This is a genomic window from Mycobacterium sp. SMC-2 (assembly GCF_025263485.1).
GTDB lineage: Bacteria > Actinomycetota > Actinomycetes > Mycobacteriales > Mycobacteriaceae > Mycobacterium.
Genome location: NZ_CP079863.1, coordinates 4259774 through 4272645 on the forward strand (window position 1 = coordinate 4259774; position 12872 = coordinate 4272645).

12 protein-coding genes are annotated in these 12872 nt (G+C 65.1%); 4 read left to right on the plus strand and 8 right to left on the minus strand.

The annotated features are described in order from the left end of the window. Positions 1 to 10: 10 nt before the first annotated feature. Genes KXD96_RS19995 through KXD96_RS20030 form a run of 8 tightly spaced genes read right to left on the minus strand, consistent with a single transcriptional unit; the run spans position 11 to position 8997 of the window. Complete coding sequence (locus tag KXD96_RS19995; protein WP_260739114.1) at positions 11 to 1489, minus strand: MCE family protein; 1479 nt, start codon at positions 1487 to 1489, stop codon at positions 11 to 13. Next, positions 1490 to 2611, minus strand: a complete 1122-nt coding sequence (locus KXD96_RS20000) for an MCE family protein (protein ID WP_260739116.1) — start codon at positions 2609 to 2611, stop codon at positions 1490 to 1492. Next, the gene (locus KXD96_RS20005; RefSeq protein WP_260739117.1) at positions 2608 to 3918 is read right to left on the minus strand and encodes a virulence factor Mce family protein; all 1311 of its coding nucleotides are present in this window, start codon (positions 3916 to 3918) and stop codon (positions 2608 to 2610) included. Before KXD96_RS20005 ends, KXD96_RS20000 begins: the two co-directional genes overlap by 4 nt. After that, positions 3915 to 5090, minus strand: a complete 1176-nt coding sequence (locus KXD96_RS20010; protein WP_260739119.1) for an MCE family protein — start codon at positions 5088 to 5090, stop codon at positions 3915 to 3917. The genes KXD96_RS20005 and KXD96_RS20010 overlap by 4 nt, the downstream gene beginning before the upstream one ends. Beyond that, a complete protein-coding gene (locus KXD96_RS20015) occupies positions 5087 to 6115 on the minus strand; it encodes an MCE family protein (protein WP_260739122.1) in 1029 nt (342 codons plus the stop codon). Before KXD96_RS20015 ends, KXD96_RS20010 begins: the two co-directional genes overlap by 4 nt. Next, positions 6112 to 7380 carry an MCE family protein gene (locus KXD96_RS20020; protein WP_260739123.1) on the minus strand — a complete coding sequence of 423 codons (1269 nt, stop codon included), beginning with the start codon at positions 7378 to 7380 and terminating at the stop codon, positions 6112 to 6114. Before KXD96_RS20020 ends, KXD96_RS20015 begins: the two co-directional genes overlap by 4 nt. A gap of 4 nt (positions 7381 to 7384) precedes the next feature. Beyond that, positions 7385 to 8233 (minus strand): ABC transporter permease, encoded by an 849-nt coding sequence (locus KXD96_RS20025; RefSeq protein WP_260739125.1) that lies wholly within the window; start codon positions 8231 to 8233, stop codon positions 7385 to 7387. Continuing rightward, positions 8230 to 8997 carry an ABC transporter permease gene (locus KXD96_RS20030; protein WP_260739127.1) on the minus strand — a complete coding sequence of 256 codons (768 nt, stop codon included), beginning with the start codon at positions 8995 to 8997 and terminating at the stop codon, positions 8230 to 8232. The genes KXD96_RS20025 and KXD96_RS20030 overlap by 4 nt, the downstream gene beginning before the upstream one ends. A 608-nt stretch (positions 8998 to 9605) precedes the next feature. On the opposite strand from KXD96_RS20030, the gene KXD96_RS20035 reads away from it, so the two are divergent. The 4 genes from KXD96_RS20035 (at position 9606) to KXD96_RS20050 (ending at position 12822) form a co-directional block, all read left to right on the plus strand. Next, entirely contained in the window at positions 9606 to 10409 is an 804-nt protein-coding gene (locus KXD96_RS20035; protein ID WP_260739129.1) for a trehalose 2-sulfotransferase, read from the plus strand. Positions 10410 to 10773: 364 nt separating this feature from the next. Further along, entirely contained in the window at positions 10774 to 11706 is a 933-nt protein-coding gene (cysK, locus tag KXD96_RS20040; RefSeq protein ID WP_260739130.1) for a cysteine synthase A, read from the plus strand. Positions 11707 to 11708: 2 nt separating this feature from the next. Further along, complete coding sequence (gene cysE, locus KXD96_RS20045; protein ID WP_260739133.1) at positions 11709 to 12395, plus strand: serine O-acetyltransferase; 687 nt, start codon at positions 11709 to 11711, stop codon at positions 12393 to 12395. Positions 12396 to 12402: 7 nt separating this feature from the next. Beyond that, positions 12403 to 12822 (plus strand): thioredoxin family protein, encoded by a 420-nt coding sequence (locus KXD96_RS20050; protein ID WP_260739135.1) that lies wholly within the window; start codon positions 12403 to 12405, stop codon positions 12820 to 12822. The last annotated feature ends 50 nt before the right edge of the window (positions 12823 to 12872 follow it).

A 12872-nucleotide genomic window follows, 5' to 3' on the forward strand; every position in this document is an offset into this window, starting at 1 on the left:
GCTCCTTTACTTACGCCGGCGGCACCAGAAGTGACTGCCAGTTCTTGGCACGCGGGTGGGCCAAGTCGAATTCGGTGTACCGGCGGCCATCGGGGCCGATGTAGTCGCCGTTGGCCGGGTCATACGTCGCAACCGCGAGCGGCGGTGGCGACGGTGTCGGTGGCGCGATGCCGCGCGGCGGTGGCAGCCGCGGATCCTGGCCCGGAGGGTACTGCGGCACCCCCTGCCCGCTGTAGGTGGCGTTGGGGTCTCCCTTCCAGTTGTAGCCGTCGTTGAGCGGCACGTAGTCCTCGTCGCTTTCGCACAACTCCACTGTCGGCGCCCGCTTCCAGGGCTTGGTTTCGCAGGGAATGTTGCGCGCCCCACGCACATTGAGTTCGGAATCCTGCGGGATCCGGCAATACAGGTCCGCCGCCGGCCTGTCCGGAGAGTCGATGTCGGCCGGTGAGCGGCGCTGCGCGGGCGGCAGGAAGCCCGTCGTGCAGGGTGGCGGCAGGTTGAGGTTGAGATTGAAATCCAGGTAGAAGCCGCGGTATTCCTGCTTGCTGTACAGGTTCGGCACGAGGGCCGCCGACATCACCGCGATGCCCTGCGGCAGAAGCACCAGGATCTGCTCGAGGTCGTGGCGGTAGACCACGCCGATGTCACCGAGGCTCACCAGGTTGGCCATCAACAGCGGCACCGCCGGGGCCACGCGGTCGAAGAGCGCGCGGCCCTCCTCCAGCCCGGAACTACCCCGGTTCAACAGGTCTCGCACCGCCGCGTCCTGCGCCTTGAACTGCGCCATGATCGCGGCGGTCCGATTGGCCCACGTGGCGATCGCCCCCGATGTCTGCACTTGGGAGTCGAGGACGGGCGGCGACTGGTCGATCAGCGCGGCCAGCGGGTCTGTGGTCCGGCCTCCCGCGATGGCCAGCGCCGCGGACCCGTCGACGATCCGGGATAGTTCGGGCCCGAGTCCGCTGACGGCGCGGTCGGTCTCGTCGATCACTGTGCGCAAATTGTTGCGCGGAATCGCTTGCAGGGCACGGTTGGTCAGGTCGAGGAGGTGCCCGATGTCAACCGGGACGTCGACGCGGCCAGCCGGTATGACGTCACCGGCGCGCAGCGGCCGCAGGTGTTCTCCGTCCTTTGCCGGCTGCGGGGTCAGCTCGATGTACTGCTCGCCGATCGCCGAGCGGCTGTGCACCGACGCCTGCACGTCGGAGGGGACCTTGACGCCCGATCTCAACGCAAGGACCGCACGCACCCCGGTGGCGGTGACGTCGACCGACTCGACCTGCCCGATGTCGGTTCCGCGGTAGGTGACGACCGAGGTCTTGTACAGCCCGCCCGAGGTGGGCAGGTCTACCGTGACGTTGTACTCCCCGATCCCGAACAGCGTCTGCGGCAACTTCATGAAGCTGAATGCCATTGCACCACAGGAGAAGACGGTCACCAATGTCAAGATCGACAGTTGGATCCATGTCCGGCGGTTCAGGCGCAGCATTCAGTATCCCCCGTTGTGGTACGGGAAAGTGAGCGGGTTGCCGCCGGTCACCGGGCTGGGCTGCATGCCGATCGTTCGTCCCCACTGCAGCTCGAGTTCGGTGAGGTTCCCCTCCCAGCGGGACCCGGTGAACAGTGAGGTGTCTATGCGGCTCAACGTCAAGTCGACGATCATCGTCAGGTTGGCGTAGTCGCCACGGAACCAGTTCTTCACCGTGGAGGTCGGCCACGGATAGGTGGCCAATCCGTCCAGGCCCTTGGTGAGAGCCGGTCCGGCGTCGGCGAGCGACCGCAGCACCGGTGCGATGCTGCGCAGGTTGTTGACCAGAGATTCCTTGCTTTGCTGAATGGTGTCGGCCGCGATGGCGCTGAACTTGCCGAGCTGGTCGATCGCATCGGCGATCTTGGTGCGCTCCTCGGCCAGGATCGCGAGCGCCTTGGGCACTGTCATCAGCGCCTTGTCGACGGCCGGATCTTTCTCGGCGAACTGTCCGGCCAGCGAGTTGAGATTCTCGGCCGCGGCGATGATGTCGTCGGTCTGGGCATTGGTGCCTCCGATGAACTCGTCGAGCTGCTTCAGCAGGCTGCGCATGTCGTTCTCGTGACCCCCGAACGCCTTGGCGATCGCCTGGTTGATCTCCTGCAACTGCCCAATTCCGCCGCCATTGAGCAGGATTGACACCGAGGCCAGGGTCTGCTCGGTGGTCGGATACATGCTCGTGCGCTCCAGGGGTATCACCGAACCGTTCTCGAGCTCGCCGACCGGAGGCTCGTCCTTGGGGGGTGCGAGTTCGATGTGCATCGAGCCGAGCAGGCTGGTCTGGCCGAGCTTGGCCGTCGCATTGGCGGGCAGGTGGACATCTCCGTTGATGCGCATGGTGACCAGGGCATGCCAGTCCTGGAGCTCGATCCTGGTGACGTTGCCGACGTTGACGTCGTCGACCCGAACGCGGGTGTTCTGCTGAATGGTGACGACGTCGGGCAGCAGGGCCTGGATCGTGTAGGCGCCCGGGCCCCCGCCGGCGGTGCCGGGCAGCTTGAACGAGTTCAGGCCCCGCCACTCACAGCCCGAAAGCGCGGCGATGCATATGAGGCCGACCGCGACGGCTATCGCCCGTCTCATGGCGCCCCCGTCGGCAGCATCAAGTTTTGCAGAACCTGCGTCGAGCTGAGGCCGGTGTTCGGCGCCGTGGGCGCCGCCTCGCCGGGCGGCGGCGCGGTGTCCGCCGGCGGCGGCGTCGCTTCGGGCGGCGACGTGTAACCGGGCCGGAGCGAATTCTCGCTGTAGGTGATCTCGTTCGGCCGGGCCTGCGTCCCCACGAACGGGTTGATCCCCACCGGAATGTAGTTGTAGATGCGGTTTTTGATGATCGGGTTGACGTACTGCAGGCACAGCTTCGAAACCCGGTCCAGCCGGGCCCGGGCGGCCGCCTCGATCGAGCTGCAGATCCACTGCGGGATGTCAGCGAAGTTGTTCAGCGCCAGGATGCCGGTCATCGCGCTCTGCGCCGGCTGATAGATGTTCATGAAGTTTTGGAAAACGGTGGGGACGACATGCAGGATCTGTTTGATGTCGGCACGGCTGTCGTTCAGCGCGGTGGTGATGGAACCGAGCCGGTCGAAGGTGGTGCCCACGGCCTCCCGGTTCTCGGCGAGGAAGTCGCGCAGGTCGGCCAGCGCCCCATCGAGACCCTTGACCGCATTGGCGACTTCGTCGGGGCTGTTCGTCAGGGCCGTCGTCACGCTGGCCAGGTTCTGGTTGAAGGAGGCCAGCAGGTCGCTGCTGGAATACAGGGCCGAGACCAGTAATTGGAGATTGCGCACAGTGCTGAAGATGTCGTCGGCATGGTCGCCCAGCGCCGAAATGGCCTGCGACAGCTTGATGATCGTGTCGCGCGCGGTGTCCCCCTGACCGCGGAGGTTGTCCGCGGCCGAGTTGATGAACTCGCCCACCGAGTTCACTCCGCCGGGTGCCGTCGGTTGCAGCGCGTCGGTCAACTTCTCCAACTGCTTGCGGAAGTCGTCCCATTCGACGGGGACCGCGGTGCGGCTTAGCGGGATCGACGCTCCCGGGCTCAATTTGGGCCCGCCCGAATACGCCGGGACGAGCTGGATCGCCCGGGACGTCACCAGCGACGGCGACAGGATCGCGGCGCGGGCGTCGGCGGGCACCGGATACTGCTTGTCAACCGAGAACGTCACCTTGGAACTCGACGGCTGTGGCTCGATCTTGTCCACCACGCCGACGGCGACGCCCAAGATCCGGATCTCGTCACCGACGAACAGCCCGTTGGACTCCGCGAAATACGCCGAATACGTGTTCTTTTCGACGCCTTTCCATAGCGTCTCGCCGACGAGAAACGAGGCAGCGGCCAGCGTCAGGACCAGGCAGGTGGCGGTCACTCGTCGTAGGGTGCGCGGACTCGTCATTGTTCCCCGCTTCCGACGGGAGCGGGGCCGGGCTCGGGAGGCGGCCCGGGCGCGGGTCCCGGTGAGGGCGGCTGCGACCAGATCGGGTGCGGCGCGTTTTCCGGCGGCACTGGCGGCGTCCCCGTCGGCGGATCCACCGCCTCCGACGGCAACTTCTGGTTGGGATCCAACGGCCGGTCATACATTCGCGCGTCGAGGGTCGGCCCGCCCAGCTGGCCGGGGATCAGGTTGGCGACGTAAGCCTTGAAAAACGGTCCGGAGCCCAACACTTCACCGAACGACATCGCATACCGCTTGAACTTGGGCAGGGTCTGCTGCAGCTCTTCCTTCCGGTTGTCCAGGATTTCCAGCACGCCGTTGAGCTTGTCGAGGGCCGGTTTGAGTTGGGTCCGGTTGTCGTCCACCAGCCCAGAGATCTGATGCGACAGCGCGGTGAGGTTGTTCATCAGCGCGTCGATCGAATCCCGTTCGTCGAGCAGCGCCGCCAGCAACGCGTTGGAGTTGGACACCAGGCTCGCGATCTGCTGGCTGCGCCTGCCCAACACCCCGGACACCTTGTTCGCGTTCCCCAACAGGCTGCGGAGCTGCTCGTCGCGGGTGTTAAGGGTCTGCGAGAACCGGGCCACGCCCTGTAGCGCGGGCTTGAGATCCGCCGGCGTTTCCTTGAAGGTCTCGGCCAATGTCGTTAACGCCGAAGACAGCTGGTTAGTATCCAGGCCGCTGATGGTGGTCGTCAGGTCGCCCAGCGCCACAGGAAGGTCGTACGGCGAGGTGGTGCGCTGCAGCGGGATGACGCCCGTCAGCTTTCCCTCACCGCGCGACGTGAGCTCGAGCATTTTGGCGCCGAGTATGGTTTCGGTCTTGATCGCGGCCTCCGTGCGGTCGCCCAGCTCGATTCCCTGGCGGACGGTGAAGTTGACCCGAACCTTGGTGCCCTCCAACCTGATGTCGGAGACCCTGCCGACGCCCATGCCGGAAACGCGCACCGAGTTACCGACTTTGATGCCACCGGCTTCGGAGAAGTAGGCCGCATAGTCGTTGGTGTTCTTGACGAACGGCAGCTTGTCGTATTGGAAAGCGGCCACGGTCACGCAGATCAAGGTCGCGGTACCCATGACGCCTATCGTGACCGGGTTTCGCGCGCCGAGCGATTTGGGCTGGGGTAACCTCATTTCGGCGTGCACCGCCCGCTCGGCTGGCCGAGCAGCTTGACATAGATGGGATTGCCCCCCTTGCCGTTTAGCTTCAGCAACACCTCGCAGAAATAGAAGCCGAAGTAGTCGCCATTAAGCCCCTGCCGGGCCAGCACCTGATATGTGTCGGGCAGCTGCTTGAGCAAGTTGTCCACATACTCCCCGTTGGCGAGCACCTGCGCCGACATCCGGTCGGTCTCGTGCACCACGTCCTTAATCGGCTGTCGCGCCTGGACCAGCAGATCGGTGATGGACCCCGCGGCCGCGTTGATGTAGGCCAAGTCGGTGGAGATGTCGTCCTTGCGCTGCGCCAAGCCCTGCACGAGCGCGGACAGCTTGTCCAGTCCGTCGGAGAACGCGTGGTCACGAGTCGCGAAGGTGTGCAACACGATGTTGAGGTTGTTGATCAGCTCACCGATCAGCTGGCTGCGCCCGGCCAGGGTCGATGTCAGCGTCGAGGTCCGCGCCAGCACCGAGGCAAGGGTGCCGCCCTGCCCCTGGAAGATGCGCAGCAGCTCGCCGGACAGGGCGTTGACCTGATCGGGGTTCAGCGCCCGGAACAACGGGCGGAAGCCCCCGATCAATGCGTCGACGTCCAGCGCGGGTGAGGTTCGCGCCAGCGGGATCATCGCGCCCGGCGGCAGCCGTCGGGGCGGCCCGGGGCCGTCTTCGAGCGCGAGATAGCGGTCCCCGATCAGGTTTTCGTAGCGCACCACTGCTCTGGTGCCCTCGGTGAGGCGGACCCCCTTGTCGACCGCGAAGCCGACGGTGACGGTGCCGTCGCGATGCAGGGTGAGGTCGCCGACCTTGCCGACCTCCACCCCGGCAATGCGGACGAAGTTGCCGGACTTCAGACCGGAGATGTTGGTGAAGACCGCCTGATAGCCGGTGCGGTCCCCGAAACGCAACTGCCCGAACACCGCGATCAGGGCGAACGTGAACACCAGGCAGACCGTCGTGAACAGCGCCACGCGCGCGACGATCCCGGACAGGCTCCTTCTCATGGCGGTGGCTGCCCCCCGCGGAAGAAGTAGCGCGGCGGTTCGGGCGGATTCTTGGTGGTCGGGAAGTAGTTGGACCACCACGGGTTGCCGGCGGCCACATTCGTGCGGATCTCGTTCGGAGCGGCGCCCCAGCCCGTGTCCGTAACCAGCGCGCGCACCGGGAAGTTCGCGCTCGGATCGGGCAGCGAGCCGCAACTGGGTCTGCCGCCCGGGCCGCCGGTGGCATTCACCTTCGGGAGGTGTTTCGGGTACCGATACGGGTCGTCGCCGAAGAGCAGCCCGGCGTCCATGATGAAGGAATAGCCGTTGCCGCCCAACGCGTCCCGGCCCCCGTGGTCGACGTACCACTGCGCGCCCTGGAACAAGCAGGTGAACGTCGGCGAGTACTTGTTCAGCAGCGCCGTGGTCGGATCGAGTAGGTTGACGGAACGCACGATGTCGGATTCGTTCCGGCCGATGACGTTGATGCCGGTCTGGCTCAGGCCCACCGCCGACAACAACAGCCTGTCGAGTGACCGTTGGTTGTCGGTGAGGGCGGTGCTGGTGGTCGTCGCGGAGTCGAGGATCGACAAGATGTTCTGGGCGGCATCCGAATAAATCGCCGTCGTCTTGCCGAACAACTTCCAGTCCTTGTCGATGGTGTCCATGCGGGGGTTGACGGTCAGCAGCAGGTTGTTCGCATCGGTGATCGCTTCACCGAGCCGTTCCCCCTTGCCGCGCAGCGATTCCGAGAAGGCCGACAAGATCGCGTTCAGCTTCGCCGGATCGATCGCATGGACCACGGATTGGAGATTCTCGAAGACGGTGTTGACTTCCACCGTCACGTTGCGGGAGTGCAGCACCGCGCCCGGCTTCAGCGGTGTGGTGCTGGGATGTTCGGGCATGATCAGGTCGACGTACTTCGACCCGAAGGCCGTCGTCGATTTGATCTCGGCCTCGAGGTTGCTCGGCAGATATTTGAACGGGCCCGGTTGCATCTTGAGCTGCAGCTGTGCCGCTTTCACGCCGGTGCCGATCGAACCGACCTGGCCGACCTGCACGCCGCGCAGCTTGACCTTGGCGCCCTGCTCCATCACCAGCCCCGCCCGGTCCGACACCAGCGTGAGCGGGATCGTCTCCTGGAACTTGCCCGAGAACGCCCCCGCGGTCAACGCGATGATGCCCGCGACGAGGAGGAACAGGGTTGGCGCCCACCAGATCGGGTCGACTCTGCTGCGGCGGGCCCGATTCCTGTTGCGTGGCCCGCTGTCCCTGTGGTTGCTCATCCCGTCATCCCGACAGGTTGAAGTTGCCGGACTGCCCGTAGACGGACAGCGAAATCACCAGGCAGACAAACGCTGTGACGATCATCGATGACCGCACCGACCGACCAACAGCCTCCCCCACACCGGCAGGACCACCTGTCGCGGTGAAGCCGTAGTAGGTGTGCACGACCATCACGCCCGTCGCCATCGCCAGCGCCGCCAAGAACGACCAGAACAGATCGGTGGGACGCAGGAACGTGGAGAAGTAATGTTCGTACACGCCGCGTGACTGGCCGTAGATGTAGATGGTGCCGAACTTCGCGGCGATGAACGACATCAGCACCGCAACGGCGTACAGCGGAATGACGACCAGAATGCCGGCGATGATCCGCGTCGACGACAGATAGGTGATCGCGCGGATGCCCATCACTTCCAGCGCGTCGATTTCCTCGTTGATCCGCATGGCGCCCAGCTGCGCCGTGGTACCGGCGCCGATGGTGGCGGCCAAAGCCACCCCGGCGGTGCACGGCGCGATCATCCGGACGTTGAAGAACGCCGACAGGAAACCGGTCAACGCCTCCACCCCGATGTTCGACAAGGTGTCGTAACCCTGCACCGCGACGAGCGCGCCGGTGGTCAGCGTCAGAAAGCCGATGATGCCGACGGTTCCCCCGATCACCGCCAAAGCGCCCGTGCCCAAACCCATCTCGGCGATGAGTCGCAGCAACTCATTGGGATAGCGGCGCACCGCGTCGACCGTGGACGCCAAGGACTTCCCGTAGAACTCGGTCTGCTCACCCAGCTTGCGGGCGTAATCGGCCGCGCTCGGGCCAAGGGTGAGGAACCACGATGGTTCCCGCGCCGCATCGGTCATTTGGCGGTCACCTTCACTCCGAGCGCCGTGAGCACGATGTTGATGAAAAACAAGGCCATGAAGGAGAACACCACGGTCTCGTTCACGGCATTGCCGACACCGGTCGGACCGCCGCCCACAGACAGCCCCTTGTAGCAGGCGATCAGACCGGCGGACAACCCGAACAACGTTGCCTTGATGAGCGAGGTGACGACCTGCGGCAGTCCGGTAACCAGCGTCATGCCGGTGATGAAAGCACCCGGGGTGACGTGCTGGACGAAGACCACGAAGATGTAGCTGCCGGTCAACCCGGTGACCGCGACGACCGAGTAGAGCAGCAACGCAACGAAAGTGGCCGCGATGATCCGCGGGACCACAAGAGCCTGAACGGGATTGACGCCGATCACCTTCATCGCGTCGATCTCTTCCCGGATCGTGCGGGCGCCCAGATCGGCGCACATCGCGGTCGATCCGGCACCGGCGACGGCCATCGCGGTCACCACCGGTCCGACTTGGCCCACCGAAGCGAGGGCCGCACCCGCACCGGACAAGTCACCGGCGCCGATCTCGACGAGCAAGATGTTCAGGACGAACACGATCAGCACCGTGTACGGGATCGACAGCATGATGGTCGGGAAGATCGAAACCCGGGCCACGAACCAGATCTGCTCGAGCAACTCCCGCCATGCCCACGGACCCCGCACCGCGGCAATCAAAGCTTCGGCGCTGAGCATGAAGAATTCGCCCAACGCGTTCATGGGCTTCGCGATTGTCATGCCGTTCATATGGCTCGCTCAGCCCGACCGCCGTCCATATGGCTCAACCCCGTTTCCATTCTCTTAACGCAATTAATCTGCCCGCAATTTGCGGGCCCATGCAGCCCTTCCTGCACGCCGGACCGCAATGTCACATGCGCATAGATCAAGCGAGGAATTTACGGGCAGGACGATGTCCGCGTCAGGTTTGCAATCACCGAGAAGAAATCGAGCCAGCGATGAACAAGATTCAGGCCAGGCACAGGCCTGCCGCACACACCGCGCCGCATACTCGTGAATAATCCCTGGCCATAGGCGCCGTCTCACGGCTGGGCGGCGACCGCGTTCAGGACACGGGTGGCCCGCCGGGGGCGCGCGAGGGGCAGCCGGCCGGCACGCGGCCAACGTCACATGCTTTTCGGAGCCGTTCGACGGCGGGGACGCGGAATAGGAACTCGTCGCCCGGCGAGTTTCGATCCTACGACAATCTAGTTGAGCGCTCACGGCCCACCGTCCCGTTAAGCTATCGCCGCCAAACGACACGGTTCGGATAATTTTTGTTCACAGCAAGGGTTACATTCAGAGTGAGCGTAAACGCATCACCTGCGCACTCGATCCCGTGCGAATAGGCTGACACGGTGACAGCCACCCCGTCCTCCTACTTGGTGCTGGCATCCCAACGGAGCGGCAGCACACTGCTCGTCGAGTCGCTGCGCGCGACCGGCGTCGCCGGCGAGCCGCAGGAGTTCTTCCAATACCTGCCGGCCACCAGCCAGGCGCCGCAGCCCCGCGAGTGGTTCGCCGACGCGGAGGATGAGTCGATCCATCGCCTACTCGACCCGCTCGATGTCGGGACCCCGGACCTCGCGCCGCCCGAGATCTGGCGCGACTACATCCGCACGGTCGGGAGGACGCCGAACGGGATATGGGGCGGCAAGCTGATGTGGAACCAGACGCCGCTGTTGTTGAACCGCGCGAAGAATCTCCCGAATCGCAGCGGCGACGGTCTGCTGGCCGCGATCACCGACGTGGTGGGTGAGGAACCGCTCTTCATCTATGTGCACCGGCCCGACGTGATTTCGCAGGCGGTGTCGTTCTGGCGCGCAGTTCAGACGCGGGTGTGGCGGGGGCGGCCCGATCCGGCTCGCGACGCGCGCGCCACCTATCACGCGCGCGCGATCGCGCACGTCGTCACCATGCTGCGCGCCCAGAACGAGAGCTGGCGAAATTGGTTTGCCGAGGAGGACGTCAAACACATGGAGATTCCGTACCCGGTGTTGTGGCGCAATCTGACTCAGGTGGTGGCTTCCATTCTGGAGGCGCTGGGGCTCGACCCGAGGCTGGCGCCCCAGCCGGTACTGGAACGTCAGGCCGACCAGCGCTCCGACGAGTGGGTGGACCGGTACCGTGCGGATGCCGAGAAGCACGGCCTGCCAACCTGACCGTGAACCCCCGGCGGGGCTTTGCTGCGGTAAAGGATGAGCTCAACAGGCCTAAATCCGTGGATGTCCTATAGTGGGCTCTATGCAACAGGCCACACAGCCGTGCCTCGTCCTCACGCACCGCGCCGCCGTGCGCTGTTGTTGTCGTTGTTGTTGATTTTCTGACGCTGCAGAAATCCTCGCGCTTGCCCGGTTTGCGGGCCCTAGCACAGGTAACGCCCAGTGGCCGCCTACGCGCGTTAGTCAATCCCAGGAAGATCAACCCCCCGATGACCATGTTGTCCACACGCCACGGCGTCGCCGCCGAATTCGACATCAACCGGCAAGCCGACGAAGCTGGTAATGACATCGTTGAGGAAGACAGATGAGCATCGCAGAGAACGTCACGCAACTGATCGGGAACACGCCGCTAGTCCGGCTGAACCGGGTAACCGAGGGCGCGGTCGCCGACGTCGTCGCCAAGCTGGAATTCTTCAACCCGGCGAACAGTGTGAAGGACCGCATCGGGGTTGCGATGCTCGATGCGGCCGAGCAGGCGGGTCTGATCAAACCCGACACCATCATCTTGGAACCCACGAGCGGGAACACCGGTATCGCCCTGGCGATGGTGTGCGCGGCGCGCGGCTATCGGTGCGTCCTGACCATGCCGGACACCATGAGCACCGAACGCCGAATGTTGTTGCGCGCGTTCGGCGCCGAGATCGTCCTGACGCCGGGCGCCGAGGGCATGGCGGGCGCTATCGCCAAGGCCGAGGAGCTGGCCAAGAACGACCAGCGGTATTTCATACCCCAGCAGTTCGAAAACCCCGCCAATCCGGAGATACACCGCAAGACGACGGCCGAGGAGGTGTGGCGAGACACCGAGGGCAAGGTCGACTTTTTCGTCGCCGGGGTCGGCACCGGGGGCACCATCACCGGTGTCGCCCAGGTCATCAAGGAACGCAAGCCATCGGTGCAGATCGTTGCCGTGGAGCCCACCGCCTCCGCGGTCATGTCCGGAGGCCAGAAGGGACCTCACCCCATCCAGGGCATCGGCGCCGGGTTCATCCCGCCGGTCCTCGACATGGACCTGGTCGACGAAGTCATCACGGTCGGAAACGAAGAGTCGCTGGATATGGCCCGGCGGATGGCGCGGGAGGAAGGTCTGCTGGTCGGCATCTCCTCGGGCGCGGCCGTCGTGGCCGCCCTTCAGGTAGCCCGCCGGCCGGAGAACGCCGGCAAGCTCGTCGTCGTGGTGCTGCCCAGCTTCGGTGAGCGGTATCTGAGCACGCCGCTCTTCGCCGACCTGGCGGATTAGCCATGCTCGCGACCATACGACGTGACATCCGGGTGGCCAGGGAGCGTGATCCGGCCCGCCCGACCACGCTGGAGGTGATCTTCGCCTACCCGGGCGTGCACGCCATCTGGGCACACCGGATCAACCACTGGCTCTGGCTTCGCGGTGCGCGACTGGTCGCCCGAACGCTGGCCGAACTGACCCGCATCCTGACGGGGGTCGAGGTCCACCCGGGCGCCGTCCTCGGCCCCGGGCTCTTCATCGACCACGCCACCGGCGTGGTAATCGGAGAAACGGCTGAGGTGGGCGAGGACGTCACGCTGTACCACGGGGTCACCCTCGGCGGCAGCGGCAGGGATACGGGCAAACGCCACCCGACCATCGGTGACCGGGTAGTCATCGGTGCCGGCGCAAAGGTGCTCGGCGCGATCAAAATCGGCGACGACAGCCGGATCGGCGCCAACGCCGTCGTCGTCAAAGAGGTCCCGTCGTGCGCCGTGGTCATCGGAGTTCCCGGCCAGGTGATCAGTCGCCACGGCCGCAGCAGCCCGGACGACTCGATGATGCCAGACCTCGTCGGTGTCAGTCTCCAGTCCCTGCTCACCAGGGTCGCCAAGCTGGAAGCCGCCAACGACGGACAACAACAAGCAGGGCGTGTCATCCGGCCACCCCAAGCCGGGGTGTGGCACGGCGAAGACTTCTCCATCTGAGGACCAATTGAGCACTCTTGTCATCGCGGGGACGGCGCTGATCGCTGCGCTGGGAGCCGCCACCGTCGCAGGCGTGATGGTCAATCGACGCTCGGGCGTGTTGCGCGCAACGACCCCCAGCCTGCAGCGCAACGCGGCGGAACTGGACCTGTCCGAGATGGGTCCGACCATCGTGCATTTCACGGCCCCGTGGTGCGGCCCGTGCGCATCAGTCCGTCGCGTGGTCGAGCAGGTGTGCGCCGATCTTCGCGACGTGTCGCATCTCGAGATCGACATTGACTCCCACCCCGCGGCCGCCAAACAGCTTTCGGTGTTGTCACTGCCGACCACGTTCATCTTCGACGCCGACGGCCGGCAGCGATACCGCAGCGCGGGCGTGCCCAAGGCTGCCGACTTGCGACAAGCGCTGCAACCTCTGCTGGCTTAGACCGGCCGTGCCGGCGCTTCAAACGCTCTTCGACATGCGTTCGACGCGAT